The organism is Bradyrhizobium prioriisuperbiae, assembly GCF_032397745.1.
GTDB classification, from domain to species: Bacteria; Pseudomonadota; Alphaproteobacteria; order Rhizobiales; family Xanthobacteraceae; genus Bradyrhizobium_A; species Bradyrhizobium_A prioriisuperbiae.
In genome coordinates this window covers 5,935,623-5,961,637 of sequence record NZ_CP135921.1, presented here as the reverse complement: position 1 = coordinate 5,961,637, position 26,015 = coordinate 5,935,623, and the positions used below count along the sequence as shown (strand labels likewise).

30 protein-coding genes are annotated in these 26,015 nt (G+C 62.0%); 1 reads left to right on the top strand and 29 read right to left on the bottom strand.

The annotated features are described in order from the left end of the window. Positions 1-90: 90 nt before the first annotated feature. The 26 genes from rplO to RS897_RS28150 all read right to left on the bottom strand — a co-directional run bounded on the left by rplO (position 91) and on the right by RS897_RS28150 (position 15,580). Complete coding sequence (gene rplO / locus RS897_RS28275; protein WP_315832000.1) at positions 91-582, bottom strand: 50S ribosomal protein L15; 492 nt, start codon at positions 580-582, stop codon at positions 91-93. A 12-nt stretch (positions 583-594) separates the two neighbouring features. Continuing rightward, a complete protein-coding gene (gene rpmD, locus RS897_RS28270) occupies positions 595-789 on the bottom strand; it encodes a 50S ribosomal protein L30 (RefSeq protein WP_315831999.1) in 195 nt (64 codons plus the stop codon). A 26-nt stretch (positions 790-815) separates the two neighbouring features. Then, complete coding sequence (gene rpsE / locus RS897_RS28265) at positions 816-1,388, bottom strand: 30S ribosomal protein S5 (RefSeq protein ID WP_042002503.1); 573 nt, start codon at positions 1,386-1,388, stop codon at positions 816-818. A gap of 50 nt (positions 1,389-1,438) precedes the next feature. Beyond that, complete coding sequence (rplR, locus tag RS897_RS28260; RefSeq protein WP_315831998.1) at positions 1,439-1,801, bottom strand: 50S ribosomal protein L18; 363 nt, start codon at positions 1,799-1,801, stop codon at positions 1,439-1,441. Positions 1,802-1,812: 11 nt separating this feature from the next. After that, entirely contained in the window at positions 1,813-2,346 is a 534-nt protein-coding gene (gene rplF, locus RS897_RS28255; RefSeq protein WP_315831997.1) for a 50S ribosomal protein L6, read from the bottom strand. A gap of 18 nt (positions 2,347-2,364) precedes the next feature. After that, complete coding sequence (gene rpsH / locus RS897_RS28250; RefSeq protein ID WP_042002500.1) at positions 2,365-2,763, bottom strand: 30S ribosomal protein S8; 399 nt, start codon at positions 2,761-2,763, stop codon at positions 2,365-2,367. A 12-nt stretch (positions 2,764-2,775) separates the two neighbouring features. After that, positions 2,776-3,081 (bottom strand): 30S ribosomal protein S14, encoded by a 306-nt coding sequence (gene rpsN, locus RS897_RS28245; RefSeq protein ID WP_315831996.1) that lies wholly within the window; start codon positions 3,079-3,081, stop codon positions 2,776-2,778. A gap of 45 nt (positions 3,082-3,126) precedes the next feature. Next, on the bottom strand, positions 3,127-3,684 hold the full coding sequence (gene rplE / locus RS897_RS28240) for a 50S ribosomal protein L5 (protein ID WP_315831995.1): 558 nt from the start codon (positions 3,682-3,684) through the stop codon (positions 3,127-3,129). Continuing rightward, positions 3,677-3,991: a 50S ribosomal protein L24 gene (gene rplX, locus RS897_RS28235; protein WP_315831994.1), complete on the bottom strand. Its 315-nt coding sequence runs from the start codon at positions 3,989-3,991 to the stop codon at positions 3,677-3,679. The genes rplE and rplX overlap by 8 nt, the downstream gene beginning before the upstream one ends. Next, positions 3,991-4,359: a 50S ribosomal protein L14 gene (gene rplN / locus RS897_RS28230; protein WP_042002496.1), complete on the bottom strand. Its 369-nt coding sequence runs from the start codon at positions 4,357-4,359 to the stop codon at positions 3,991-3,993. The genes rplX and rplN overlap by 1 nt, the downstream gene beginning before the upstream one ends. A 39-nt stretch (positions 4,360-4,398) precedes the next feature. Continuing rightward, on the bottom strand, positions 4,399-4,647 hold the full coding sequence (rpsQ, locus tag RS897_RS28225; protein WP_315831993.1) for a 30S ribosomal protein S17: 249 nt from the start codon (positions 4,645-4,647) through the stop codon (positions 4,399-4,401). 10 nt (positions 4,648-4,657) lie between these two features. Further along, positions 4,658-4,864, bottom strand: a complete 207-nt coding sequence (gene rpmC, locus RS897_RS28220) for a 50S ribosomal protein L29 (protein ID WP_315831992.1) — start codon at positions 4,862-4,864, stop codon at positions 4,658-4,660. 10 nt (positions 4,865-4,874) lie between these two features. Next, positions 4,875-5,288 (bottom strand): 50S ribosomal protein L16, encoded by a 414-nt coding sequence (rplP, locus tag RS897_RS28215; RefSeq protein ID WP_042002493.1) that lies wholly within the window; start codon positions 5,286-5,288, stop codon positions 4,875-4,877. A 41-nt stretch (positions 5,289-5,329) separates the two neighbouring features. Further along, positions 5,330-6,028: a 30S ribosomal protein S3 gene (gene rpsC / locus RS897_RS28210; RefSeq protein ID WP_315831991.1), complete on the bottom strand. Its 699-nt coding sequence runs from the start codon at positions 6,026-6,028 to the stop codon at positions 5,330-5,332. A 15-nt stretch (positions 6,029-6,043) separates the two neighbouring features. Then, on the bottom strand, positions 6,044-6,424 hold the full coding sequence (rplV, locus tag RS897_RS28205; RefSeq protein WP_042002491.1) for a 50S ribosomal protein L22: 381 nt from the start codon (positions 6,422-6,424) through the stop codon (positions 6,044-6,046). A 10-nt stretch (positions 6,425-6,434) separates the two neighbouring features. Then, complete coding sequence (gene rpsS / locus RS897_RS28200) at positions 6,435-6,713, bottom strand: 30S ribosomal protein S19 (RefSeq protein WP_074116739.1); 279 nt, start codon at positions 6,711-6,713, stop codon at positions 6,435-6,437. 13 nt (positions 6,714-6,726) lie between these two features. Then, positions 6,727-7,560, bottom strand: coding sequence for a 50S ribosomal protein L2 (gene rplB, locus RS897_RS28195; RefSeq protein WP_315831990.1), 834 nt, complete (start codon positions 7,558-7,560; stop codon positions 6,727-6,729). Positions 7,561-7,572: 12 nt separating this feature from the next. Continuing rightward, a complete protein-coding gene (locus RS897_RS28190; protein ID WP_315831989.1) occupies positions 7,573-7,869 on the bottom strand; it encodes a 50S ribosomal protein L23 in 297 nt (98 codons plus the stop codon). After that, positions 7,866-8,486 (bottom strand): 50S ribosomal protein L4, encoded by a 621-nt coding sequence (gene rplD / locus RS897_RS28185; protein WP_315831988.1) that lies wholly within the window; start codon positions 8,484-8,486, stop codon positions 7,866-7,868. The genes RS897_RS28190 and rplD overlap by 4 nt, the downstream gene beginning before the upstream one ends. A gap of 1 nt (position 8,487) precedes the next feature. Further along, positions 8,488-9,219 carry a 50S ribosomal protein L3 gene (gene rplC, locus RS897_RS28180; RefSeq protein WP_315831987.1) on the bottom strand — a complete coding sequence of 244 codons (732 nt, stop codon included), beginning with the start codon at positions 9,217-9,219 and terminating at the stop codon, positions 8,488-8,490. Positions 9,220-9,263: 44 nt separating this feature from the next. Then, on the bottom strand, positions 9,264-9,572 hold the full coding sequence (gene rpsJ / locus RS897_RS28175) for a 30S ribosomal protein S10 (protein WP_002712302.1): 309 nt from the start codon (positions 9,570-9,572) through the stop codon (positions 9,264-9,266). Between the two features lie 121 nt (positions 9,573-9,693). Then, positions 9,694-10,884 carry an elongation factor Tu gene (tuf, locus tag RS897_RS28170; protein ID WP_315831967.1) on the bottom strand — a complete coding sequence of 397 codons (1,191 nt, stop codon included), beginning with the start codon at positions 10,882-10,884 and terminating at the stop codon, positions 9,694-9,696. A 39-nt stretch (positions 10,885-10,923) separates the two neighbouring features. Next, positions 10,924-12,996, bottom strand: coding sequence for an elongation factor G (fusA, locus tag RS897_RS28165; protein ID WP_315831986.1), 2,073 nt, complete (start codon positions 12,994-12,996; stop codon positions 10,924-10,926). 32 nt (positions 12,997-13,028) lie between these two features. Further along, positions 13,029-13,499: a 30S ribosomal protein S7 gene (gene rpsG, locus RS897_RS28160; protein WP_315831985.1), complete on the bottom strand. Its 471-nt coding sequence runs from the start codon at positions 13,497-13,499 to the stop codon at positions 13,029-13,031. Positions 13,500-13,514: 15 nt separating this feature from the next. Further along, complete coding sequence (gene rpsL, locus RS897_RS28155) at positions 13,515-13,886, bottom strand: 30S ribosomal protein S12 (RefSeq protein WP_315831984.1); 372 nt, start codon at positions 13,884-13,886, stop codon at positions 13,515-13,517. Positions 13,887-14,626: 740 nt separating this feature from the next. Further along, positions 14,627-15,580, bottom strand: coding sequence for a GNAT family N-acetyltransferase (locus RS897_RS28150; protein ID WP_315831983.1), 954 nt, complete (start codon positions 15,578-15,580; stop codon positions 14,627-14,629). Between the two features lie 583 nt (positions 15,581-16,163). Here RS897_RS28150 and RS897_RS28145 point away from each other — a divergent pair. Beyond that, positions 16,164-17,351, top strand: coding sequence for an FAD-dependent monooxygenase (locus RS897_RS28145; protein ID WP_315831982.1), 1,188 nt, complete (start codon positions 16,164-16,166; stop codon positions 17,349-17,351). Between the two features lie 33 nt (positions 17,352-17,384). Here RS897_RS28145 and RS897_RS28140 read toward each other — a convergent pair whose 3' ends face one another. From RS897_RS28140 to rpoC, 3 genes are all read right to left on the bottom strand, one after another. Next, a complete protein-coding gene (locus tag RS897_RS28140) occupies positions 17,385-19,403 on the bottom strand; it encodes an ABC transporter ATP-binding protein (RefSeq protein ID WP_315831981.1) in 2,019 nt (672 codons plus the stop codon). A gap of 82 nt (positions 19,404-19,485) precedes the next feature. Further along, a complete protein-coding gene (locus RS897_RS28135) occupies positions 19,486-21,540 on the bottom strand; it encodes an FAD-dependent oxidoreductase (protein WP_315831980.1) in 2,055 nt (684 codons plus the stop codon). Positions 21,541-21,739: 199 nt separating this feature from the next. Beyond that, positions 21,740-25,948, bottom strand: coding sequence for a DNA-directed RNA polymerase subunit beta' (gene rpoC / locus RS897_RS28130; protein WP_315831979.1), 4,209 nt, complete (start codon positions 25,946-25,948; stop codon positions 21,740-21,742). Between the last annotated feature and the right edge of the window lie 67 nt (positions 25,949-26,015).

Genomic DNA, 26,015 nt, shown 5'->3' with positions numbered 1-26,015 from the left:
GCACCGGACCTTATATGGGTCGCGGCTTGCCGGAAATCCATCATCCGCGCAGCAGCAGAACGCCCGCTGACGCGAGCGGTGCTGTGAAGATTACGACGCCTTCTGCTCGCCCTCGGGCTCTTTCGGCGCCAGGATCTTGACCGATCCGCCGGCCTTCTCGACCGCAGCCACGGCAGACTTCGATGCACCGTGAACTTCAACGGTGATCTTTGCCTTGATTTCGCCACGACCCAGCAGCCGCACGCCATCGCGCGCGCGGCGCAGCACGCCCGCCTTCACCAAGGCCTCGGCGTTGACCGTTTCCTTGATGTCGATCTTCTTCGAATCGATCGCATCCTGGAGGCGATCAAGATTGATCTCTACCAGGTCCAGCCGGAAGATGTTGTTGAATCCGCGCTTCGGCAGACGGCGATGCAGCGGCATCTGGCCGCCTTCAAAGCCCTTGATGCGCACACCGGTACGCGCGGTCTGGCCCTTGCCGCCGCGGCCCGAGGTCTTGCCCTTGCCGGAACCAATGCCGCGGCCGAGCCGCATGCGCTTCTTGCGCGAGCCGGGATTATCGGCGAGATCGCTGAGCTTCATCGCCCTGTCTCCTTACTTCTCGTCGACGACGCGAACGAGGTGCTGAACCTTTGCGATCATGCCACGAACCGAAGGCGTATCCTCCAGCTCATTGACGCGACCGATCTTGTTGAGACCGAGGCCGATCAGCGTCCCGCGCTGATCCGCCTGGCGGCGGATCGCGCTGCCAACCTGCTCGATCTTGATGGTCTTTGCGGCCTTGGCCATTGTCTCAAACTCCAATCAGGCGCGAATTAGTCCGCGGCCGCTTCAGCATCGCCGCCGACGCGGCGCGACTGCAGAACCGAAACCTTGAGATTGCGGCGCGAAGCAACCGAACGCGGCGAATCCTGGTGCTTCAGCGCGTCGAAGGTGGCGCGAACCATGTTGTAGGGGTTCGACGAACCGATCGACTTCGCCACCACGTCCTGGACGCCGAGGCTCTCGAACACGGCACGCATCGGGCCGCCGGCGATGATGCCGGTGCCGGGAGGAGCCGCGCGCAGATACACTTTGCCCGCACCGTGACGGCCGGCAATGTCATGATGCAGCGTACGGCCTTCGCGCAGCGGCACCCGCGTGAGGTTGCGCTTCGCCGAGTCCGTCGCCTTGCGGATCGCTTCCGGAACTTCGCGCGCCTTGCCGTGGCCGAAACCGACCCGGCCCTTCTGGTCGCCGATGACGACCAGCGCTGCGAAACCGAAGCGCTTACCGCCCTTCACGACCTTGGCGACACGGTTGATGTGAACGAGCTTGTCGACAAACTCGCTGTCGCGCTCTTCACGATTGTTCCGGTCGCGGCCGCCGCGTTCGCGTTCACCTGCCATGGTGCTGTCCAATCCTTGTGAGGCCGTCGGCCCCTATCCTGTTCAAAACCTTAGAAACTCAAACCGCCTTCACGCGCCGCATCGGCGAGTGCCTTGACGCGACCGTGGTAGAGATACTGACCACGATCGAAAATCACTTCCTTGACGCCGTTCTTCACGGCGCGTTCCGCAACGAGCTTGCCGACCAGGGTCGCCGCATCGACGTCGGCACCGGTCTTGGCACCCTCACGCAGCGACTTTTCCAGCGACGAAGCCGAAGCCAGGGTCTCGCCCTTCAGGTCGTCGATGACCTGGGCATAGATATGCTTCGACGAACGGAACACCGACAAGCGCGGACGGCCATTCGCCGTGCGGCGGATCTGACCCCTTACGCGATTCTTGCGCCGGGCATTCGTAATCTTGAGTTTCGACATGACCCGCTCCGTTACTTCTTCTTGCCTTCCTTGCGGAAGATGAATTCGCCGGCGTACTTCACGCCCTTGCCCTTGTAGGGCTCCGGCGGACGATAGCCGCGAATCTCGGCGGCGACCTGGCCGACACGCTGAATGTCGTTGCCGGTGATGACGATTTCGGTCGGCTTCGGAGTCACGATCGTGATGCCGTCCGGGATCGGATACACCACGTCGTGGCTGTAACCGAGCGCGAGCTGCAGGTTCTTGCCCTGCAGCGCGGCGCGGTAGCCTACGCCGGTGATCTCGAGCTTCTTCTCGAAACCCTTGGTGACGCCTTCGACCAGGTTCGCGACCTGCGCACGGGCGGTGCCGTACAGCGAGCGCGCGCGCTTGGTCTCGAAACGCGGATCGACCTTGATCGCTCCGTTGTCGAGCTTTACCGCAACGTCATCGTGAACGATGAACTGAAGCTGGCCCTTCGGCCCCTTCATCTTGACGGTCTGCCCTTCGACGGTCGCGGTCACGCCCGACGGCACCGGTACTGGTCGTTTGCCAACGCGGGACATGGTTCTACCCTTCCTGAATTAGAACACCGTGAAGAGAACTTCGCCGCCCACATTCGCGTCGCGCGCGGCGTGGTCAGCCATAATTCCCTTCGGCGTGGAAAGCACTGAAATGCCGAGGCCATTGTTGACGCGCGGCAGGTTCTTCACCGAGGCGTAGACACGCCGGCCCGGCTTGGACACCCGCTCGATCTCGCGGATCACAGGCTCACCATCGAAATACTTCAGCTCGATCTCCAGCTCGCTGCGGCCGCCGGCATGCTCGACGCTGGCGAAGCCACGAATGTAGCCTTCGCTCTTCAGCACTTCGAGCACGTTGGCGCGCATCTTCGAGCCCGGGGTCGAAACCTTCGGCTTGTTACGCATCTGCGCGTTGCGGATGCGGGTGATGAGATCGCTGATCGGATCGTGCGTGGACATTTGCGACCCTCCTTACCAGCTCGACTTCACGAGGCCCGGAACCAGGCCCTTGGAGCCATATTCGCGCAGCGCGATACGGCTGAGTTTGTTCTTGCGGTAGACCGAGCGCGGCCGGCCCGTGATTTCGCAACGGTTGCGAATGCGGGTCGCCGACGAATTGCGCGGCATCTCGGCAAGCTTCAGCGTGGCCGCAAAACGCTCTTCCAGCGGCAGCTTCTTGTCGGCGATGATCGCCTTCAATTTCGCACGCTTTTCAGCCGCGTTCTTCGTCATCCGCTGACGACGGTTGTTCTTCTCGATCGAACTCTTCTTCGCCATATCAGGCTCCTGAATTTCCGCGTTTGAGATCCTGTCGATCAGGTCTCACTGCCGGAAAGGGAAATTGAATGCGGTCAACAGCGCCCGCGCTTCGTCGTCGGTCCGCGCGGTGGTGCAAACCGTAATGTCCATGCCCCAGGTCTCGCCGGACTTATCGTAGTCGATTTCCGGGAAAATGAGGTGCTCCTTGATGCCGAGCGAATAGTTGCCGCGGCCGTCGAAGCTCTTCGGATTGAGGCCACGGAAGTCGCGCACGCGGGGCAATGCGATGTTCACCAAGCGATCGATGAACTCGTACATGCGGACCTTGCGCAGCGTCACCTTGGCGCCGATCGGCTGGTTTTCGCGCAGCTTGAAGGTCGCGATCGCCATCCGTGAATAGGTCACGATCGGCTTCTGACCGGCGATCAGCGCGAGATCGGCAGCAGCCAGTTCGACCTTCTTACGGTCGTTGACAGCTTCGCCGACGCCCATGTTGAGGACGACCTTGCTCAAGGTCGGCACCTGCATGACGTTCGCGTAACCGAACTGCTCGGTGAGCTTGGTTCGGATTTCCTTGTCATACTGCGCGCGCAGGCGCGGCACGTTCACGGTCTCAGCCATCGATCTCAGCTCCCGTGCGCTTGGCAACGCGCACCTTCTTGCCGTCGGCCAGGATCTTGAAGCCGACGCGGGTCGGCTTGCCGTCCTTGGCAACGATGGCGATGTTGGACAGGTGGATCGGCGACTCCTTGGAGATGATGCCGCCTTCCTGGGCCTGGGTCTGCTTCTGGTGGCGCTTGACGAGATTAACGCCGCGCACCAGCGCTCGGCTCTCGCTCGGACGCACCTCGAACACTTCGCCGGTGCGACCCTTGTCGCGTCCCGACAGCACGACGACCTTGTCGCCCTTCCGGATCTTGGCAGCCATCACAGCACCTCCGGCGCGAGCGAAATGATCTTCATATGGTTCTTGGCGCGCAGCTCGCGCGGCACCGGCCCAAAGATACGGGTGCCGACCGGCTCGGACTGGTTGTTGATCAACACAGCCGCATTGCGGTCGAAACGGATGACGGAGCCGTCGGCGCGGCGAATATCCTTCGCCACACGCACCACGACCGCCTTCATGACGTCGCCCTTCTTCACCTTCCCACGCGGAATGGCTTCCTTGACGGACACGACGATAATGTCGCCGACGGTCGCGTACCGGCGCTTGGAACCCCCAAGAACCTTGATACACATGACACGGCGCGCGCCTGAATTATCGGCCACGTCGAGGTTGGTCTGCATCTGGATCATTGATGCACCTCGTCCTCTTTCTATGCGCGAAAGTGCGCTTTAAGCTGTTTTCGTCTTTTCGCCCTGGACAACCGTCCAGCGCTTCAACTTCGAGATCGGCTTGCTTTCCTCGATCCACACCTGGTCGCCCGGCTTGAACGCGTTGTTCTCGTCGTGCGCGTGGTAGTTCTTGGAACGGCGAATCGTCTTCTTGTAGATCGGGTGGGTGAAGCGACGATCGACGCGCACCACAACCGTCTTGTCCTGCTTGTCGCTGACGACGACGCCTTGCAGAGTTCGTTTCGGCATCTTCGGCCCCTTACTTCGTCTTCGCGCGCTTCTGCGCGGCGATGGTCTTGACGCGAGCGATATCGCGACGGGCCTCGCGCAGACGCGAGGTGTTCTCGAGCTGCCCGGTGGCGCGCTGGAAGCGCAGGTTGAAGCGCTCCTTCTTCAGCTTGACGATCTCGTCGTCCATCTGATCGGCGCTCATCGCGCGAATGTCGGCGGGTTTCAGGTCGGCCATGGCTAAATCCTCACTCCGCAATGCGCGCAACGAAGCGCGTCTTGATCGGCAGCTTGGCGGCAGCCAGCGTCAACGCTTCCTTCGCCGTCTGATTGGTGACGCCGTCGATCTCGAACAGGATACGGCCCGGCTTAACGCGCGCGACCCACAATTCCGGCGTTCCCTTGCCGGAACCCATGCGCACTTCGGCGGGCTTCTTCGACACCGGAACGTCCGGGAAAACACGGATCCAGACGCGGCCGGCACGCTTCATGTGACGGGTCAGGGCGCGGCGGGCGGCCTCGATCTGGCGCGCGGTAACACGCTCCGGCTCCATCGCCTTCAGCCCATACTGGCCGAACGACAGCGTCGCGCCGGACGACGCCACGCCGTGGATCCGGCCCTTATGCGCCTTGCGAAACTTTGTGCGCTTTGGTTGCAACATGTTCTTGTTCCTGGCTTACGCCAACCCTTCCAAAAACCAAATCAAGCCGCGTCGCGACGCGGCCGCGAATTGTCACCTTCGGCGAGACGCTTGTCCTGAGCCATCGGATCGTGCTCAAGGATTTCGCCCTTGAAGATCCAGACCTTGACGCCGCAGGTGCCGAACGTGGTGAACGCGGTCGCGACGCCATAATCGATGTCGGCGCGCAGCGTGTGCAGCGGCACGCGACCTTCGCGGTACCACTCCATGCGGGCGATTTCGGCGCCGCCGAGACGGCCCGAGCAGTTGATACGAATGCCCTCGGCACCGAGACGCATCGCCGACTGCACGGCGCGCTTCATGGCGCGACGGAATGCGACGCGGCGCTCGAGCTGCTGCGCGATCGATTCCGCGACCAGGGTCGCGTCGAGTTCGGGCTTGCGGATCTCGACGATGTTGAGAACGACGTCGGACGCGGTGATGTCCGCAATCTTCTTGCGCAGCTTGTCGATGTCGGCGCCCTTCTTGCCGATAACGACGCCGGGGCGCGCGGAATGAATGGTCACGCGGCACTTCTTGTGCGGACGCTCGATCACGATGCGCGCGACAGCAGCCTGCTTCAGCTCCTTGTGCAGCAGCTCGCGGATCCGGACGTCTTCATGCAACAGCTTGCCGTATTCGTTCTTGCCGGCGTACCAACGGGAATCCCAGGTCCGGTTGATGCCCAGACGCAGCCCGATTGGATTGATCTTCTGACCCATCGTCTTCTCCTGCGCTTAAGCGCTCGCCTCGACCTGACGAACCACGATCGTCAGCTGCGAGAACGGTTTGAACACACGTCCCGAACGGCCACGGCCGCGCGGCGCGAAACGCTTCATCACAATACCCTTGCCGACATGCGCCTCGGCGACGATCAGATCGTCGACCTCGAGGTCATGGTTGTTCTCGGCATTGGCGATCGCCGACTCCAGGCACTTCTTGACGTCGACCGAGATCCGCTTGCGCGAGAACTGCAAATCGGCGAGCGCAGACGACGCCTTCTTGCCGCGGATCATCGCCGCAACCAGATTGAGCTTCTGCGGGCTCACCCGCAGCATCCGGGCGATCGCCTTGGCCTCGTTATCGGCGAGGCTCCGTTCGCGCTTTGGTTTGCTCATGACCTAATCCTCAAGCCCTCTTGGCTTTCTTGTCGCCCGAATGGCCATGGAAGGTACGGGTCGGCGAAAACTCGCCGAACTTGTGACCTACCATTTCCTCGTTGACGGCGACCGGAACGTGTTTCTGACCGTTGTAGACACCGAAGGTCAGACCAACGAACTGCGGCAGGATCGTCGAACGACGGCTCCAGATCTTGATGACGTCGTGACGGCCTGACGCGCGGGCTGCATCTGCCTTCTTAAGCAGCGAACCCTCGACAAACGGGCCTTTCCACACCGAACGAACCATGGCGTGCGATCCCTTACTTCTTCCGCTTGTGGCGGCTGGCGAGGATGAATCTCGCGGTTGACTTGTTCTTGCGGGTCTTCTTGCCCTTGGTCGGGAAGCCCCACGGCGTGACCGGGTGACGGCCGCCCGAGGTGCGGCCTTCGCCGCCGCCGTGCGGATGGTCGATCGGGTTCATCGAAACACCGCGGTTGTGCGGCTTGCGGCCGAGCCAGCGGTTGCGACCGGCCTTGCCGATCGAAATGTTCATGTGGTCCGGGTTCGACACCGCACCGATGGTGCCCGTGCAGCGGCCGTGGACCAGGCGCTGCTCGCCCGAGTTCAGGCGCATGATGACGTAGTCCTGATCGCGGCCGACGATCTGAGCGTAGGTACCGGCGGAGCGAGCGATCTGCCCGCCCTTCCCGATCTTCAGCTCGATATTGTGGACAATGGTGCCGATCGGCATGTTGCCCAGCGGCATGACATTGCCCGGCTTCACGTCGACATAGCTGCCCGCGATCACGGTATCGCCGACTGCCAGGCGCTGCGGCGCCAGGATGTAGGCCTGCTCACCGTCCTGATACTTGATCAGGGCGAGGAACGCGGTGCGGTTCGGATCGTATTCCAGCCGCTCGACCGTCGCCGGCACATCGAGCTTCGAACGCTTGAAGTCGACGATGCGGTACGACTGCTTGTGGCCACCGCCGCGGAAACGCACGGTGATGCGGCCGGTTGCGTTGCGTCCGCCGGACGAACGCTTGCCCTCGGTGAGCGTCTTGACCGGCTTGCCCTTGTAGAGGGCGGAACGATCGACCATCACCAGCTGGCGCTGGCCCGGCGTCGTGGGGTTGAATTTTTTCAATGCCATCGTCGTATCGCCTTACAGTCCGGTCGTAACGTCGATGCGGTGGCCCTCTTCGAGGGTCACGACCGCGCGCTTTGAGTCCGACTGCGTGCCGAAGGTGCCGCGGAAGACCTTGGTCTTGCCCTTGCGCACGATCGTGTTCACGCTCTTGACCTTGACGTCGAACAGCTTCTCAACCGCTTCCTTGATCTGCGGCTTGGTCGCCTTCACCACCACCTTGAACACAACCTTGTTGTGCTCCGAGGCCGTCGTCGCCTTTTCGGTGATGACCGGCGCGACGATCACGTCGTAATGCTTCGCATCGATTGTCATTTGAAGCGCGCCTCCAACGCATCGAGTGCAGCCTTCGTCAGCACCAGCTTCTGACGACGCAGAATGTCGTAGACGTTGATGCCCTGGATCGGCAGCACGTCGATATTCGGAATGTTGCGCGCAGCAGCCGCGAACCCGGTGTTCACTTCGGCGCCGTCGATAATCAGCGCGTTGGTGAGACCCAGACCGGAGAAGTGAGCGATCAGGCCCTTGGTCTTGCCGTCCTTGAGGTCGGCATTGTCGATCACGATCAGCCCACCGTCCTTGGCCTTGGCCGAGAGAGCATGCTTGAGCGCGAGCGCGCGAACCTTCTTCGGCAGGTCGAACGCATGGCTGCGCACCACCGGACCGAACGCGCGACCACCGCCGCGGAACTGCGGCACGCGGGCCGAGCCGTGACGAGCACCGCCGGTGCCCTTCTGCTTGTACATCTTCTTGCCGGTACGCCAGATCTCCGCACGGCCCTTGGCCTTGTGGGTTCCGGCCTGGCGCTTGGCGAGCTGCCAGTTGACGCAGCGCTGGATGATGTCGATGCGCGGCTCAAGACCGAAGATCTCGTCCGACAGCTGCACCGATCCGGCCGCCTTACCTTCGAGCGTGGTGACGTTCAGTTCCATGTCACACGCCCTCCTTCTCGGCTGCCGCTTCCGCGGGTGCAGCCTCTGCGCCGCCATTGGCGACCTTGAACTTGCCGGGCTTCGGCGCGTCCTTCGGCAGCGGCTTCTTCACGGCGTCACGCACCGTGATCCAGCCGCCCTTGGAGCCGGGAACGGCGCCTTCGACCAGCACCAGACCGCGCTCCACGTCCGTCTGCACCACACGCAGGTTCAGCGTGGTGATGCGATCGACGCCCATGTGGCCGGGCATCTTCTTGTTCTTGAAGGTCTTGCCGGGATCCTGACGACCACCGGTCGAACCGATCGAGCGATGCGACACCGACACACCGTGCGTGGCGCGCAAACCGCCGAAGTTCCAGCGCTTCATGCCGCCGGCGAAGCCCTTACCGACCGAGGTGCCGGTGACGTCGACGAACTGGCCAACCACGAAATGATCTGCCTGGATCTCGGCGCCGACCGGGAGCAGCGCGTCTTCCGACACACGGAACTCCGCGACCTTGCGCTTCGGCTCGACCTTGGCGACGGCGAACTGGCCGCGCTCGGCCTTCGGCAGATAAACGGTCTTGCGGGCGCCGGAGCCGAGCTGCAGCGCGACATAGCCGTTGGCGTCCTTGGTACGATGACCAAGCACCTGACAGTTGCTCAACTTCAGCACCGTCACAGGGATATGTTCACCGGTCTCCGTAAAGACCCGCGTCATCCCGATCTTTTGAGCGATCACTCCGGAACGCATTGGCGTTCTTCCTATCTCTTCGTCCGAAAACCCGGACCCTGAACTTAAAGCTTGATTTCGACGTCGACACCGGCAGCCAGGTCGAGCTTCATCAGAGCATCGACCGTCTGCGGCGTCGGATCGACGATGTCGAGCAGGCGCTTATGCGTACGCATTTCGAACTGCTCGCGGCTCTTCTTGTCGACGTGCGGCGAACGGTTGACGGTGAACTTCTCGATGCGCGTCGGCAGCGGGATGGGTCCACGCACCTGCGCGCCGGTGCGTTTCGCCGTATTCACGATCTCGCGGGTCGACGTATCGAGAATTCGATGGTCGAACGCCTTGAGCCGGATGCGGATGTTTTGGCCGTTCATTGCCGTTGTCTTTCTTTTCGTCATCGCTCCAGTGAGCGATCCAGTAATTCGTCAGCCGTGAATGTAACCCGCGACCTCGCGGATTACTGGGTGCCCCGCATTGCTGCGGGGCACGACAGTGTTACTCGATGATCGAAGCGACGACGCCCGAACCGACGGTGCGTCCGCCTTCGCGGATGGCGAAGCGCAGCTTCTCTTCCATCGCGATCGGCACGATCAGGTGCACTTCCATCGCGATGTTGTCGCCCGGCATCACCATCTCGGTGCCTTCCGGCAGATGCACCACACCGGTCACGTCGGTGGTGCGGAAGTAGAACTGCGGACGGTAGTTGGTGAAGAACGGCGTGTGACGGCCACCCTCTTCCTTGGTCAGAATGTAGGCTTCAGCCTTGAACTTCGTGTGCGGCTTCACCGAACCCGGCTTGCACAGCACCTGACCGCGCTCGACTTCCTCGCGCTTGGTGCCGCGCAGCAGCGCGCCGATGTTGTCGCCCGCCTGGCCCTGGTCCAGCAGCTTGCGGAACATTTCAACGCCGGTAACGATGGTCTTCTGGGTGTCCTTCAGACCGACGATCTCGATTTCCTCGCCGACCTTGACGATGCCGCGCTCGACGCGACCGGTCACAACCGTGCCGCGGCCCGAGATCGAGAACACGTCTTCAACCGGCATCAGGAACGGCAGGTCGACCGGACGTGCCGGCTGCGGAATGCTTGCATCCACAGCCTTCATCAATTCCAGCACGGCGTCGTGGCCGAGCTTCGGATCCTTGTTCTCAAGAGCGGCCAGAGCCGAACCCTTGATGATCGGAATGTCGTCGCCCGGGAAATCGTACTTCGACAGCAGTTCGCGGACTTCCATCTCGACCAGTTCGAGCAGTTCCGGATCGTCGACCATGTCGCACTTGTTGAGGAACACCACGATGGCGGGAACGCCGACCTGGCGGGCCAGCAGGATGTGCTCGCGGGTCTGCGGCATCGGGCCGTCGGCCGCCGACACCACCAGGATCGCGCCGTCCATCTGGGCGGCACCGGTGATCATGTTCTTCACATAGTCGGCGTGGCCGGGGCAGTCGACGTGGGCATAGTGACGGTTCGCGGTCTCGTATTCCACGTGCGCCGTCGAAATGGTGATGCCGCGCGCCTTTTCCTCGGGCGCCTTGTCGATCTGGTCGTACGCCGTGAACGTAGCCCCGCCGGTCTCCGCCAGCACCTTGGTGATCGCTGCGGTCAGCGAGGTCTTGCCATGGTCGACGTGACCAATGGTGCCGATGTTACAATGCGGCTTATTACGTTCAAACTTAGCTTTGGCCATGACACTCTCCGTTCAGGCTTTGACTTCAGTCAAAGACGATCAGGCAAACTTCTTCTGGACTTCCGCTGACACGTTGGCCGGAGCCTCGGCGTAGTGGTCGAATTGCATCGTGAAGGTCGCGCGCCCCTGGCTCATCGAGCGCAGGTTGTTCACGTAACCGAACATATTCATGAGCGGCACCATCGCATTGATGACGTTGGCGTTGCCGCGCATGTCTTGACCCTGGATCTGGCCACGGCGGGAATTGAGATCGCCGATCACAGAACCGGTGTAGTCCTCAGGCGTCACCACCTCGACCTTCATGATCGGCTCGAGCAGGACCGACTTGCCCTTCTGCAGAGCCTCACGGAACGCCGCGCGGGACGCGATTTCGAACGCCAGTGCCGACGAGTCGACATCGTGATACTTGCCGTCGACCAGCTGGACCTTGACGTCAACCACCGGGAAGCCGGCGACCACGCCGGAGCCCATCACGCTGTTGAGGCCCTTTTCGACGCCGGGGATGTATTCCTTCGGCACCGCGCCGCCGATGATCTTGGACTCGAACTCGTAGCCCTTGCCGGGCTCGTTCGGCTCAACGATGATCGACACTTCGGCGAACTGACCGGTACCACCGGTCTGCTTCTTGTGCGTGTACTTGACTTCCGCGCGCTTGGTCACCCGCTCACGGAACGCCACCTGCGGCGCACCGATGTTGGCGTCGACCTTGTAGGTCCGGCGCAGAATGTCGACCTTGATGTCGAGATGGAGTTCGCCCATGCCCTTGAGAATGGTCTGGCCGGACTCCTGGTCGGTCGACACCCGGAACGACGGATCTTCCGCCGCCAGCTTCGCCAGCGCGACGCCGAGCTTTTCCTGGTCGGCCTTCGACTTCGGCTCGATCGCGATTTCGATCACCGGCTCCGGGAATTCCATCTTTTCCAGGATCACAGGCTTGTCGGGATCGCACAGCGTGTCACCGGTGCGCGCTTCCTTCAGGCCGGCCAGCGCAACGATGTCGCCGGCATAGGCTTCCTTGATGTCTTCACGGTTGTTCGCATGCATCAGCAGCATGCGGCCGATACGCTCCTTGCGGTCGCGCGTCGAATTGATGACGCCGGTGCCGGAGGTCAGCGTACCGGAATAGATGCGGCAGAACGTGATGGTGCCGACAAACGGATCGTCCATGATCTTGAACGCGAGCAGCGCGAGCGGCTCCTTGTCGTCGGGAAGGCGAACCAGCTCGTTGCCGTCCTCGTCGGTGCCCTTGATCGCGGGCACGTCGATCGGCGACGGCAGATAATCGACGACGGCGTCGAGCAGCGGCTGCACGCCCTTGTTCTTGAAGGCCGAACCACACAGCACCGGATAGAAGGCACCGGTCAGCACGGCCTTGCGGATCATCCGCTTCAGCGTGGCTTCGTCCGGCTCGTTGCCGTCGAGGAAGGCAGCGAGAACGTCGTCATCGAGTTCGACGGCGGCTTCCACCATCTTCTCGCGATATTCCTTGGCCTTCTCGAGCATGTCGGCCGGAATCTCTTCGTCATCGTACTTCGCACCGAGCGCCTCGTCCTTCCAGACGACAGCCTTCATGCGAACGAGATCGATGAGACCCTTGAAATTGTTTTCCGAACCGATCGGCAGCTGGATCGCAATCGGCTTGGCGCCGAGACGATCGATGATGTCCTGCAGGCACTTGTAGAAGTCCGCGCCGGTCTTATCCATCTTGTTGGCGAACACGATGCGCGGCACGCGATACTTGTCGCCCTGGCGCCAGACGGTTTCGGTCTGCGGCTCGACGCCCTGGTTCGAGTCGAGCACGCAAACGGCGCCGTCGAGCACGCGCAGCGAACGCTCGACTTCGATGGTGAAGTCGACGTGACCGGGAGTGTCGATGATGTTCAGACGCTTGCCGTTCCAGAACGCGGTGGTGGCGGCCGACGTGATGGTGATGCCACGCTCCTGCTCCTGCTCCATCCAGTCCATCGTCGCGGCACCTTCGTGCACTTCGCCGATTTTGTGGCTCTTGCCGGTGTAATAGAGGATGCGCTCGGTGGTCGTGGTCTTGCCGGCATCGATATGCGCCATGATACCGAAGTTGCGGTAGTCCTCAATGGCATGAACGCGGGGCATAGGTTGTTCCTTAAATTCCGTTCGTGTCGCCGTTACCAGCGATAATGCGAGAAGGCACGGTTGGCTTCCGCCATCTTGTGCACGTCTTCACGCTTCTTGACTGCGTTGCCCCGATTGTTCGACGCATCGAGCAACTCCGCGGAGAGCCGCTCGGTCATGGTCTTTTCGTTGCGACCGCGAGCCGCGGTGATGATCCAGCGAATGCCCAGCGCCTGACGGCGGGTCGAGCGAACTTCGACCGGCACCTGGTAGGTGGCGCCACCGACGCGACGCGACCGGACTTCGATGGTCGGCATCACATTGTCGAGCGCCTGCTCGAACACGGTCAGCGGGCTCTGCTTGGTCTTGACCTCGATCGAATTGAGAGCACCGTACACGATGCCTTCAGCAACCGACTTCTTGCCCGCGTACATGATCGAGTTCATGAACTTGGTGATGATGATGTTTCCGAACTTCGGATCCGGAAGCACTTCGCGCTTTTCTGCAGCGTGACGACGCGACATTGTTTCGGCTCCTGCTTACTTCGGACGCTTCGCGCCGTACTTCGAACGACGCTGCTTACGGTTCTTGACGCCCTGGGTATCGAGGACGCCGCGGAGGATGTGGTAACGCACGCCGGGCAAATCCTTGACGCGGCCGCCGCGGATCATGACCACCGAGTGCTCCTGAAGGTTGTGACCTTCACCCGGGATGTAGCCGATCACCTCGAAGCCATTGGTCAGGCGCACCTTGGCGACCTTACGAAGCGCCGAGTTCGGCTTCTTCGGCGTCGTGGTGTAGACGCGCGTGCACACGCCACGCTTCTGCGGCGACTGCTGCAGAGCCGGCACCTTCTTGCGCGCCTTCTGGACGGCCCGCGGATTTGCGATCAGCTGGTTGATCGTCGGCATTGTTCGCCTTCACCCTCGTTCGCGCGAAACCAACCGGTTTCGCAAAATTTGTCGGACATCCCGTCCGGTCGGGTCGCTTCGCGCTTCATGCAGCGGCCCCATCTGGTGCAGGGAACCTACGCATCCACGCAAAACGAAATCACGCCAACCACTCATTATCTGAGCGGAGGCGCTTCGAAGTCACAGAGGATCACAACGCACCATAAGGTCCGCCGCGATCATGCTTCCGAAACCTATCTCCTGATGCTGCCGCCGACGGCGTCGCATAAGGGATCAAGATTGACTTGGCAGTGACTGGCTATATCGACAGCGTTTGAGCGACATTCGTCGAGGTTGGTGCCCGTCTCGATCCAGATCTAACGAACTGGAAGATGATTTGGGTGTTCCGTTCCGACGCAGACGAAGCTCACCGCCTGTCGTTAAGTGGCCGGGTTCTAACGGCCCTCGCCGATCAAGTCAAGAACAAACACGATTCAAGAAGTCAGTGTCGCACAGGCACTTCTGACATCGCCGCGGGTGCTCCGCAACACGTTTGGCGCGTTGCGGGAGAATCGCCGGACACGCGAGTCGGAGCTGCTTGGGGTCCCTCGCCTCCCGGCGCCGCATCGGGGGTCGGAGTCAAAAGCCAGAACCGGCCGCCAAATTCTATCCGGGTTTTATCGAATTTGGTGGAGCGGAACCTGCCTTAGGGGCGCCCAGAACCAGAATAAAGGTATTTCGGTAGCGATTCCGAGAGACACTCAGGCAAAATCGAAGTCCAGCAGCTGAAAGCGGTCCAGACGCAGCGGCTCCCGGTCCGGCTTGAAGTCCCGCAACTGGACCAGCAACGGGGATGGCCTGATGCTATCGGGCAGCCGAATCCCCGGCAGCGACGCCAGTCCGGAATTGACGCCGGCATAAGCGAACACCCGCCGCCCCCACATGCCACAGGCGCTGTGCACCAGCGCACGCATGGTGCCGGGATCGGCGGTCGTGCCAGGGCTAGTCAAGAAGCCGCAGAGCAGCGTGTAGCTGATGCCGCGCGACACCCGCGGCGAGGAGATCAGAAGCAGGTCATCCAGCGCATGAACACCGTACCGCTGCTTGTACCCGCACAGGCGATCGAACAGGCTGGTCTCATCCCATGGTTGCCCGTTGACGTCCGGCGCCGTCCGAAACCGCGCGAATAACTCCAGGCTCCGGCTCCTGTCGGTCCGGTCGAAGCGGTAGGACAACGGCGTCCGTCGTGCTGACCAGGGCAACTCGAAAGGCAGCGCCACGCCCATGCACAACGGCATCCGAAGGAACGGCTGGAGTTTGAAAAAAAACTCGTTCACACCCGTGGCCGCAGCATTCGGCATGCCGATCGCAAAACGGATATCCTGGGCGAGACACTCGGTCTCGACCGCTCCAAACAGCTGTTCAAGACTTTGCCGGCCGCGATGTTCCGGCAGCACGAACAGATCGACGAGTTGCACAGCGGCCTCCGCTCCGCCGTTGGTCATGATGGTCTGGCGCACCATCGCCATCTGTCCGACCTTGAGATCGTTGTGCCGAAGCGCGATGACTGCTGCTCCCTGCGAAAAACAGCGCTCGTAGAACCACTGCAGTTGCCGCGCCTCGAAAGAAATCTTCATCGCTGCGAACACCCGGTTCGCCAGCCGAGCGGTTTCCTCGTAGTCGACCTGATCTTCGCGCTCAGCCCTGATGCTCAAAGGGCGTATCCGATCATATGAGGCGCTCCGGGAGGCGTACCCGAAGCTGACTATTTCGGCCTGCAATCATCACGCGCCTTTGGTTCGGAGATAGAAATGCGATGGCTTAAAACCAGGCAGAATGGGAACCGGAAACCCTGCCCCGGAATCGGACATGCCGAGCAGAGTCTGTTACATCGCACGCAGTTCCGCCACCGCCCGCGCCGTGAGACGGCCTGCCATCCACATCCAACGGACGCTGGTCTGTGTCCGCAGTTTTCCCCCTGCGGTTCACGCCCCTCGTCGCTCTACCGCTGGCCGCAGTGCCGACCGGATGTACGCCGCGGTTGCGCAACGACGTCTGCCCGCATCGGAGCCTCGATCGGCAAAGCAAGTGGTGCCAACCTACCAACATAGGCGCCGCAGACTAAGACAATTTGCGCCATTCAGCCCACGTGGTTACCGCGACGCCGCCGTCGAAATACTTAGAAACAATATTTGGAAATAGTATTTTGAAACATATTTCGGCGCACTATTAACCGACATCCTTCAAACTTTATTCGCTGGCCTGAGGCGATGATAACCCCTCTTGAAGAGGCACGACATGCGGGAAACCGACGTTGCGATCATTGGCGCAGGCCTGGCCGGCTCGACCGCCGCCGCCATGCTCGGCCGCGCCGGCATCAGCGTCGCGCTGATTGATCCGCATCCGGTGTATCCGCCGGACTTCCGCTGCGAAAAACTCGATGGCCCGCAGATCGACATCCTGCGCCGGATCGGCCTCGCCGATCAGATGATGCCGGCCATGACCTACGACAAGACCGTCTGGGTCGCGCGCCTGGGACGGGTGATCGACCGGCGTCCCGGCGACCAGTACGGCTTTCTCTACGACGGTCTTGTCAACGCCATGCGGGCCGCCGTTCCAGCGGCCGTCGATGTCATCGTCGCCAAGGCGACAGGTGTTTCCACCAGCGCCGACAAACAACAGGTGACATTGTCGAACGGCGAGACCGTGCGTGCGCGCCTGGTCGTTCTCGCCAATGGACTGAACGTCGGTCTGCGCCATCAGCTTGGCGTGGAGCGGATCGTCACCAGCGCATGCCACTCGATCACGCTCGGATTTGATCTCAAGCCGCGCCATGCGCTGGCGTTCGATTTTGGTGCCCTGACCTACTATGGCGAGACCATAGCCGCCCGGATGGCCTATCTGACGCTGTTTCCGATCGGATCGTCGATGCGCGCCAACCTGATGGTCTATCGCACCATGGACGATCCGTGGCTGCGCGACATGCGCCGCGCCCCGGAGACCAGCCTGTTCGACCTAATGCCAAATCTTCGGCCGCTGACCGGAGAGATCGACGTGGTCGGCCCGATCAAGATCCGGCCGGCAGATCTCTACGTTACCCAGGGGCATCGCCAGGCCGGCGTCGTGCTGGTCGGCGACGCCTTTGCGACCTCCTGCCCCGCGGCCGGCACCGGCACCCGGAAGGTGTTCGCCGACGTCGAGCAGCTCTGCAGTGTCCACATCCCGAACTGGCTTGCGAGCCCCGGCATGGCCGCGACCAAGATCACCGAATTCTACGACGATCCGGTCAAGTGCGCCTCCGATCAGGCATCGATGGAGCAGGCCTATCAGTTGCGCTCGGTGTCCATCAATGACGGCTTGATCTGGGAGGCGCAGCGCTGGGCGCGCTTTATCCTGCGCGCCGGAATCGGAGCCGCGCGGCAGTTGCGCGCGCCGCATCGCCCCGGTGGCCACGCGGGTCCTACCTCCGGCAAGCTCGCCGCGTAAAGTACGCGGCTCGGCGACGCGACGGCCTGCGCTTTATTCGTCGTCGTCGTCGTCGTCCTCGTCATCATCATCATCGTCATCGTCATCGTCCGCATCCTCGACAGCGTGATGCGGTGTGTGCGACTGGTCGTCCCAGAGCTTACGGTACGCGCCGTTGAGCGCGAGCAGTTCCTCGTGCGTGCCGCGCTCGATCGCACGGCCGCCATTGATCACGATGATTTCGTCCATCTCCACCACCGAGGTCAGGCGGTGGGTGGAGAAGATCATGGTGCGGCCGCGGGCGAGATTCAGCAGCGTGCGATTGATCGCCGCTTCCGTGGTCTGGTCGAGCGCCGAGGTCGCCTCGTCCAGCAGCAGCACCGAGGGATTGCGCACGATGGCCCGCGCAATCGCGATGCGCTGGCGCTGGCCGCCCGACAGCGTGTCACCGCGTTCGCCAACCACGGTGTCGTAGCCCTGTGGCAGGCTCATGATGTGCGTATGAATCTCGGCCCTTTTGGCGGCCTCGATCACGTCCTCGTCGGTCGCGCCTTCCTTGCCGAGACGGATATTCTCCATCAGCGACATGTTGAACAGCATGTTCTCCTGGAACACCACCGCCATACTGCTGCGAAGCGAATCCCGGGTGACCCGGCGGATGTCGACGCCATCGATGGTCAGCCGCCCCTCGTCCGGCACGTAAAGCCGCAAAATCAAATTGAGCAGCGTACTCTTGCCGGAGCCGCTGGGTCCGACGATCGCGATGCTCTTGCCGACGGTCAGCTTCAGCGTCAGCCCATCGAGGATCGGCGTTTCGCTGTTTTCGTATCGGAATGTCACCCGATCGAAGGTGATGTCGTGGGTGATGCGCGGCAGATCCGGGGCTCCGGTGCGATCGGCGCCGCGCTGCGGCTCGTCGAGCATCTCCTGCATGTGCTGCACGGCTGCCGCCGACGAAATCGCCACCGGGATGAAATGCATCAGGTGGGCGATGTTGTAGGAAATCTCCCAGAACGCGCTCTCAAAGGTGACGAAGGTTCCAATGGTGATCTGGCCGTTGGTGGCGAGATAGGCGCCGATCGCCAGCACGACGAGATGCAGCAACAGCACCGAGATGGTCACGGTGCGTTCCACCATGGTGGACAGGAAGGTCGCCTTCGCCATCGAGCGGCGGGCATCATGGTTGCGTGAACCGAACCAACCCAGCGCGCGGCGCTGCAGGCCAAACGCCTTGACCACCGCCTGCGCCGCGACGTTTTCCTGCACCACGCCGAGGATCGCCGCCTCGTTGACCTTCTGCTCGTAATTGGCCGTCACGGCCTTTGGGGTCAGGATCCGCGGCCCGATCAGGGTGATCGGAAACACCAGCAGCGCCACGGCGGCAAGCTGCCAGTTCAGCCAGAGCATCAGCACGATGCCGGCGATCAGCTCGAAAAACGGCAGCAAAGCGCTGTTGGCGAGATGCTTGATCGCGCCTTCATAGGCCGCCATGTCGACGGAAAAACGCGACAGGATCTCGCCGCGCTTGGTGCGGGCGAAAAACGCCGACGGCAGATTCTGGACGTGCTCGAACAGCTTATTGCGCACGTCGGCGATAATCGCCGCGCAGGTTCGCGCATCCCACAGTTCGTACCAGATCGCCACCAGCGAGGTCACGACGCCGGCCGCCGCCAGCACCGACAGGATGATCACCAGCGCCTGGAAATCCTCCTCGCCCAGCGCCTCGTCGATCAGGTACTTGAGGCTGAGCGGCATGATGACGTTGAACAACGTCTCAACCAGAAGACCGATGCCGACAAACAGCAGCCCTTTGCGGTAGTTGCGCAGGAAAGGCCGGGTGAAGCTGTAGAGCGTGGCAAAGGCGCCTGCCGCCTCGCGCGCGGTAAAGGCAATTAGATCCTCGTCGTCATCGTCGTCATCGATGACGGGCGACGGTGGCGGGAGCGGAGAAGCGGCTGTGTCCTCGGGCTTTGCGCCGACGGCAGCCACAGCCGCCTGCTTGTCATCAGCCGGCACCGCACCGGGATCGCGTCCCGAGGCGGGGTCTTCATCGGACGCCGGCTTCACTACCATGGACCCCGATCACCGCTGCGCGGCACACATATCCGCAAAATCAATGCGCACCGCCGCAGCGGCGTCGCATCCAATGATGCGATTAATCGTCCGCGGCGACCTTGTCAAAGAACGAATAGCGCAGGCTGTCGGCGTCGATGTACCAGTTGCCCGGTCCCTTGCCCGCGGCCAGGGTCGCGGCCCACACGGCGTCGATGGTATCGCGCCGGTTCATCGACAGATCGAAGCCGTTGCCAAAGAACAGTTCCGACCACTCCCACCAGGTGCCCAGTTTCTTGACACCCCGCAGCAGGTCGTACTGGTCGATCAGCGCCGGCGGCATGTCGCTGGTGACGGAGGCGAATACCAGGCCCGTCTTCATGACACGATTGAGTTCGCGGACCGCCTTCGCCACCTGTTTTTCCGAAACGTGGCACAGGCTGGTTTCGAACACGAAGTCGAACTGGCCGTTGCGGAACGGCAGATCGGTGATGGACCCGAGCTTGTTGTACTTGCGCAGCGCTTTCGGCGTCTTGGCGTGAATGGCGCGATTGTTCTCGATGCCCCAGGCGTCGATGCCGCGCTCGCGCAGCGCACCCACCAGCTCGCCGCTGGCCGAGCCCGCGATCAGGAGTTTGTAGCCCCTCGCCCGGCCCCACACGATCCGGATCAGATCGGTCAGATATGATGGATCGGTGAATCGGCTCCAGACCTCGTGGTAGGGCCCGACCCCGCGATAATTCTCGAAATAGGCGCGGTCGATCTTGTCCGAAGCCTGGTGCCCCCCCTCACCGCGGGCATTCCGCAGCTTCATCATCTGCGTCAGGATGATGTCGGTCGCCGCATCGGACGAATCAAGCAAGCCGTTCAGGGTGGAATCGAAGAGATAGTCGCCGACCACGACCAGCCCTGGATGCTCGACCGGCTCGGGCCGGTGATTGGTGATGACGTCCCGTGCCGGCAGGCCGCCCGGAATAGCATTCACCGACGACAGCCAGCGGTGGATCTTGCCCTCGACAAAATGCGCGCGAGCATCGCCCAGCGACGCCGGCAGCGTCTTCAGTGCGACATCGATCAGTTGCTCATCGCGCAGGCCGACATAGGCCAGCGCGTCGGAGCCCGCGATCAGCCAGTTCAGCACACCGTGCCGGCCGACATCGTGGCGCGCGCCCTCGACATAGACGCAGCAGCCGCCGAACGCCTCCGACATGAACCAAGCGCCCGGGATCTTGTCGCCCCAGAACGGGCTGTCGAACAGCACCGACACCCGCAGATAGTGCGCCGGACGATCGAAATAGGCGACGTGCTTCACCATCGACTGCCGCAGCTTCTCGCCGCCCCAGTTCACGGTGGTCAACCAGTTGTGCGGCAGGCACATCAGCACCAGGTCGAAATCCTCGACCACCGGATGCTTGCCGTTCAGCATGTTCAGCTGATAGCGCCCCGCCTCGGTCTTGCCGACCCTCAGTACGCGGTGATTGAGCTTGATCTCGGCGTCAATCTCCGACTCCAGGCAGGAGATCAGCTGTTCGTTGCCGTTCTGGATCGAGTAAAGGCCGATATAACCCTCTACATCCATCACGAAGTTCTTGAGCGCATTCAGGCCATTGGTGTTGTGGCTCTCAGTCGCGATATCGGAGCGCGCCATCACCTTGAAGAAACGCTTGGCGACCGGGTCCTTCACCTCGCGGTCGAGCAGTTCCTCAGCAGTCATGAAGGCCCACGGATGCTCGTTGTCGTGCGCGCCGACGCCCTCATAGTATTCCGCCGGTGAAATCTCGTTGGCGCACAGCTTGCGGAAGGCCTCGATTGCGTCCGCGGTCTTGGCACCGTACTTGCGGCGCATGCCCAGAACATCCTCCAGCAGCTCGCCATCGAGCATCACCTGTTCAGCGTCCATCGGGATGGTCTGCAGGCCGAAGTGCTGAATCAGTTCGCGCAGCGGGTCGGGGCCCGTCATGGAGTAGTCATAAATCTCGGCGACGCCGGCCTCATACATCGCCGGCGCGCTGTCGAATTTGCGCGTGAGAACCTTGCCGCCGACCCGGTCGGTGGCTTCATAGATGGTGATGCGGCAGAGGCTTCCCAGTTTCTTCTTGAGATACCAGGCGCTCATCAGGCCGCCCGGCCCGCCCCCAACGATTGCAAGATCGAGCATAGTGTTCCTGTTATCCCGCCGACTGCGGCGGCGGCAAAGTTCGCCCCAACCGGTTTAAGCCCAGTCTAAGTTGCCTCAAACAAAGCACTTTTTCATATGAAAGGAAGATGAACAAAAGGAGTTTTCACGGCCGTAAGGGGTAAAAACCGCAAAAAGGCCGGCTTGCGCCGGCCTTTTCGTGAGGTTTTACAACCCTGGCTTACTCCGCGGACGGCAGAGCCAGCGGCTCCGGTTCCGGCGCGGACGGCACAATCGCCGCCTCGGCCTGCTTCTCGCGCTCGTCCAGGATCAGCTTGTCGCGCTTGCCTGCGACTTCGCGGATCTTCGACATCGAAGCACCGGTACCAGCCGGGATCAGCCGGCCGACAATGACGTTCTCCTTGAGGCCTTCCAGCGGGTCCACCTTGCCGTTGACGGCGGCTTCGGTGAGCACGCGGGTGGTCTCCTGGAACGACGCCGCCGAGAAGAAGGAGCGGGTCTGCAGGCTGGCCTTGGTGATGCCGAGCAGCACCGGGGTCCCAGTTGCAATCTTCTTGCCCTCTTCCTTGGCCTTGGCGTTGATCTGGTCGAACTCGATCTTGTCGATCTGTTCGCCCGAGATCATGTCGGTCTCGCCCTGCTCGGTGATCTCCACCTTCTGCAGCATCTGACGGACAATCACCTCGATGTGCTTGTCGTTGATGAGCACGCCCTGCAACCGGTAGACTTCCTGGATTTCGTTGACCAGATAGGCAGCGAGTTCCTCGATGCCCTTGATCGCCAGAATGTCGTGCGGCGCCGGATTGCCTTCGACGATGAAATCGCCCTTTTCGACGATGTCGCCGTCCTGCAGATGGATGTGCTTGCCCTTCGGGATCAGGTACTCGCGAGTCTCCTCGGTCTTGTCGACGGGCTCGATCGAGATCCGGCGCTTGTTCTTGTAGTCGCGACCGAACCGGATCGTGCCGGCGATTTCAGCGATGATCGCTGCATCCTTCGGCTTGCGCGCTTCGAACAACTCGGCAACACGCGGCAGACCGCCGGTGATGTCGCGCGTCTTGGCGCTTTCCGTCGAGATACGCGCGACCACGTCGCCCGCCGTCACCTTGGCACCGGTGTCCACCGACAGAATGGCGTCGACCGACAGCATGTAGCGGGCGTCACCGCCACGTGCGAGCTTGAGAACCTTGCCGTCCTTGCCCTTGATGACGATGGCCGGACGCAGGTCCGCACCACGGCCCGACGTGCGCCAGTCGATGACCACGCGCTTGGCGATACCGGTGGCCTCGTCCAGCGTTTCCGAAATCGACTGGCCTTCGACCAGATCCTCGAACGCGATGATGCCTTCGACCTCGGTGAGAATGGGACGGGTATAGGGATCCCACTCCGCGATGCGCTGGCCGCGCTTGATCATATCGCCCTCGTCGACGCGCATCCGCGCGCCGTACTGGATACGATGGGTCGCGCGCTCGGTGCCGTCGGGATCGACCACCGCCACCACCATGTTGCGCACCATTGCGATCGCATGCCCTTCGGCATTGGTCGAAATGGCCTTGTTGCGGATCACGATCTTGCCGTCGAAGTTGGATTCGATGAACGACTGCTCGTTGATCTGCGCCGCGCCGCCGATGTGGAAGGTACGCATCGTCAGCTGGGTGCCCGGCTCGCCGATCGACTGCGCCGCGATCACGCCGACCGCCTCACCGTGGTTGACCGGAGTGCCGCGGGCGAGATCGCGCCCATAACACTTGCCGCAGATGCCGTTGACCAGCTCGCAGGTCAGTGCGGAGCGGATCTTGACCTCCTGGATGCCGGCCTGGGTGATGGCGTCGACATGGATTTCTTCCATCAGCACGCCGCGCTTGACGACCACCTTGCCGCTCACCGGATCGCGCAAGTCCTCGCCCGCGGTGCGGCCGAGAATGCGCGAGGACAGCGATGCGACCACCGTGCCGGCATCAATGATGGCGCGCATCTTGATGCCCTGCTTGGTGCCGCAATCATCAGCCGTGATGATGCAGTCCTGCGCGACGTCGACCAGACGCCGGGTCAGGTAGCCGGAGTTCGCGGTCTTCAACGCGGTGTCGGCGAGACCCTTGCGGGCGCCGTGGGTCGAGTTGAAGTACTCGAGAACCGAGAGACCTTCCTTGAAGTTGGAAATGATCGGCGTCTCGATGATCTCGCCCGACGGCTTCGCCATCAGTCCGCGCATACCCGCGAGCTGACGCATCTGCGCCGGCGAACCACGCGCACCGGAGTGCGCCATCATGTAGATCGAGTTGACCTGGGCGACTTCCCCGGTCTTCGGGTTGCGCTTGACGGAGGAGATCTCCTTCATCATCTCCTCGGCGATCTTTTCAGTAGCCTTCGACCAGGCGTCGACCACCTTGTTGTACTTTTCGCCCTGAGTGATCAGGCCGTCATTGTACTGCTGCTCGAATTCCTTCGCCAGCGAACGGGTGTCGTCGACGATCTTCCACTTGCCGTGCGGCACGACCATGTCGTCCTTGCCGAACGAAATGCCCGCCTTGAAGGCGTTGTAGAAGCCGAGCGCCATGATGCGGTCGCAGAAGATCACAGTCTCCTTCTGACCGCAGTGACGGTAGACCTGATCGATCACGCCGGAGATTTCGCGCTTGGTCATCAGCTTGTTGATGACTTCGAACGGCATCTTCGGCGATTTCGGCAGCACCTGACCCAGCATGACGCGGCCCGCGGTGGTGTCGATCCAGCGCTTGCCCACCTTGCCGGTCTCGTCCATTCCCTCCCACCGGTATTTGATCTTGGTGTGGAGGTGGATCACCTTGGAGAACAGGGCGTGCTCGAGCTCGGCCATTTCGCCGAACACCTTGCCCTCGCCGGGCAGGCCTTCACGCATCAGCGACAGATAATACAGACCGAGCACGATGTCCTGCGACGGCACGATGATCGGCTGACCGTTGGCCGGATGCAGGATGTTGTTGGTCGACATCATCAGCACGCGCGCTTCCAGTTGCGCTTCGAGCGACAGCGGGACGTGCACGGCCATCTGGTCGCCGTCGAAGTCGGCGTTGAACGCGGCGCAGACCAGCGGATGCAGCTGGATCGCCTTGCCCTCGATCAGCACGGGCTCGAACGCCTGGATGCCGAGACGATGCAGCGTCGGCGCGCGGTTGAGCAGCACGGGATGCTCGCGAATGACCTCGTCGAGGATGTCCCAGACCTCGGGACGCTCCTTCTCGACCAGCTTCTTCGCCTGCTTCACCGTGGTGGACAGACCCTTGGCGTCGAGCCGCGAATAGATGAACGGCTTGAACAGTTCGAGCGCCATCTTCTTCGGCAGGCCGCACTGATGCAGGCGCAGTTCGGGACCGACCACGATCACCGAACGGCCCGAATAGTCGACGCGCTTGCCGAGCAGGTTCTGACGGAAGCGGCCCTGCTTGCCCTTCAGCATGTCGGCGAGCGACTTCAGCGGACGCTTGTTGGCGCCGGTGATGACGCGGCCGCGGCGGCCGTTGTCGAACAGCGCGTCGACTGCTTCCTGCAGCATGCGCTTTTCGTTGCGGATGATGATGTCCGGCGCCCGCAATTCCATCAGCCGCTTCAGACGATTGTTGCGGTTGATGACGCGGCGATAGAGATCGTTGAGATCCGAGGTCGCGAAGCGGCCGCCGTCGAGCGGCACCAGCGGACGCAGGTCCGGCGGGATCACCGGCACCACCGTGAGGATCATCCACTCCGGCTTGTTGCCGGAATGGCGGAAGGCCTCGACGATCTTCAGGCGCTTGGCGAGCTTCTTGTGCTTGATGTCGGATTCAGTCTCGCCCATGTCGACGCGCAGCTGACCTTCGAGCTTCTCGAGATCGAGGCCCTTCAGCAGTTCGCGAATGGCTTCAGCGCCGATCATGGCGGTGAAGGAGTCCTGGCCGTACTCGTCCTGGGCGCGAAGATACTCTTCTTCGGACAGCAGCTGACGGTCCTTGAGCGCGGTGAGACCCGGCTCGAGGACGACGTAGTATTCGAAATACAGAATCCGCTCGAGATCCTTCAGCGTCATGTCGAGCAGCAATCCGATGCGGCTCGGCAGCGACTTCAGGAACCAGATGTGGGCGACCGGAGCAGCGAGCTCGATATGACCCATGCGCTCGCGCCGGACGCGCGACAGCGTGACTTCGACCGAGCACTTCTCGCAGATGATGCCCTTGTACTTCATGCGCTTGTACTTGCCGCACAAGCACTCGTAATCCTTGATCGGCCCGAAAATGCGGGCGCAGAACAGGCCGTCGCGCTCGGGCTTGAAGGTACGGTAGTTGATCGTCTCCGGCTTCTTGATCTCGCCGTAGGACCACGAGAGAATCTTTTCCGGCGACGCGATCGAGATCCGGATCTGGTCGAAGACCTGAGCCGGCGTCGTCGGATTGAAGAGGTTCATAATCTCTTGGTTCATCGTCTTCTCCTCGACCGTAGAGCCTCGGCCCGCGGGTCGTTTTCCGAATTTCGCTTCTCGCCCCGCT

Coding starts and splice junctions, on each gene's coding strand:
- rplF (WP_315831997.1), bottom strand. CDS start 2,346: ATGTCCCGCGTTGGCAAACGACCAGTACCGGTGCCGTCGGGCGTGACC.
- rpsH (WP_042002500.1), bottom strand. CDS start 2,763: ATGTCCACGCACGATCCGATCAGCGATCTCATCACCCGCATCCGCAAC.
- rpmD (WP_315831999.1), bottom strand. CDS start 789: ATGGCCAAGGCCGCAAAGACCATCAAGATCGAGCAGGTTGGCAGCGCG.
- fusA (WP_315831986.1), bottom strand. CDS start 12,996: ATGCCCCGCGTTCATGCCATTGAGGACTACCGCAACTTCGGTATCATG.
- RS897_RS28135 (WP_315831980.1), bottom strand. CDS start 21,540: ATGCTCGATCTTGCAATCGTTGGGGGCGGGCCGGGCGGCCTGATGAGC.
- rpmC (WP_315831992.1), bottom strand. CDS start 4,864: ATGGCCGACCTGAAACCCGCCGACATTCGCGCGATGAGCGCCGATCAG.
- rplD (WP_315831988.1), bottom strand. CDS start 8,486: ATGGAACTGAACGTCACCACGCTCGAAGGTAAGGCGGCCGGATCGGTG.
- rpsG (WP_315831985.1), bottom strand. CDS start 13,499: ATGTCGCGTCGTCACGCTGCAGAAAAGCGCGAAGTGCTTCCGGATCCG.
- rplB (WP_315831990.1), bottom strand. CDS start 7,560: ATGGCATTGAAAAAATTCAACCCCACGACGCCGGGCCAGCGCCAGCTG.
- rplV (WP_042002491.1), bottom strand. CDS start 6,424: ATGAGCAAACCAAAGCGCGAACGGAGCCTCGCCGATAACGAGGCCAAG.
- RS897_RS28140 (WP_315831981.1), bottom strand. CDS start 19,403: ATGGTAGTGAAGCCGGCGTCCGATGAAGACCCCGCCTCGGGACGCGAT.
- rpsN (WP_315831996.1), bottom strand. CDS start 3,081: ATGGCGAAGAAGAGTTCGATCGAGAAGAACAACCGTCGTCAGCGGATG.
- rplP (WP_042002493.1), bottom strand. CDS start 5,288: ATGTTGCAACCAAAGCGCACAAAGTTTCGCAAGGCGCATAAGGGCCGG.
- rpsJ (WP_002712302.1), bottom strand. CDS start 9,572: ATGAACGGCCAAAACATCCGCATCCGGCTCAAGGCGTTCGACCATCGA.
- rplO (WP_315832000.1), bottom strand. CDS start 582: ATGAAGCTCAGCGATCTCGCCGATAATCCCGGCTCGCGCAAGAAGCGC.
- rplR (WP_315831998.1), bottom strand. CDS start 1,801: ATGTCGAAACTCAAGATTACGAATGCCCGGCGCAAGAATCGCGTAAGG.
- RS897_RS28145 (WP_315831982.1), top strand. CDS start 16,164: ATGCGGGAAACCGACGTTGCGATCATTGGCGCAGGCCTGGCCGGCTCG.
- rpsC (WP_315831991.1), bottom strand. CDS start 6,028: ATGGGTCAGAAGATCAATCCAATCGGGCTGCGTCTGGGCATCAACCGG.
- rplN (WP_042002496.1), bottom strand. CDS start 4,359: ATGATCCAGATGCAGACCAACCTCGACGTGGCCGATAATTCAGGCGCG.
- rpsS (WP_074116739.1), bottom strand. CDS start 6,713: ATGGTTCGTTCGGTGTGGAAAGGCCCGTTTGTCGAGGGTTCGCTGCTT.
- rplE (WP_315831995.1), bottom strand. CDS start 3,684: ATGGCTGAGACCGTGAACGTGCCGCGCCTGCGCGCGCAGTATGACAAG.
- rplX (WP_315831994.1), bottom strand. CDS start 3,991: ATGGCTGCCAAGATCCGGAAGGGCGACAAGGTCGTCGTGCTGTCGGGA.
- rpoC (WP_315831979.1), bottom strand. CDS start 25,948: ATGAACCAAGAGATTATGAACCTCTTCAATCCGACGACGCCGGCTCAG.
- rpsL (WP_315831984.1), bottom strand. CDS start 13,886: ATGCCGACGATCAACCAGCTGATCGCAAATCCGCGGGCCGTCCAGAAG.
- rplC (WP_315831987.1), bottom strand. CDS start 9,219: ATGCGTTCCGGAGTGATCGCTCAAAAGATCGGGATGACGCGGGTCTTT.
- RS897_RS28190 (WP_315831989.1), bottom strand. CDS start 7,869: ATGACAATCGATGCGAAGCATTACGACGTGATCGTCGCGCCGGTCATC.
- rpsQ (WP_315831993.1), bottom strand. CDS start 4,647: ATGCCGAAACGAACTCTGCAAGGCGTCGTCGTCAGCGACAAGCAGGAC.
- tuf (WP_315831967.1), bottom strand. CDS start 10,884: ATGGCCAAAGCTAAGTTTGAACGTAATAAGCCGCATTGTAACATCGGC.
- rpsE (WP_042002503.1), bottom strand. CDS start 1,388: ATGGCAGGTGAACGCGAACGCGGCGGCCGCGACCGGAACAATCGTGAA.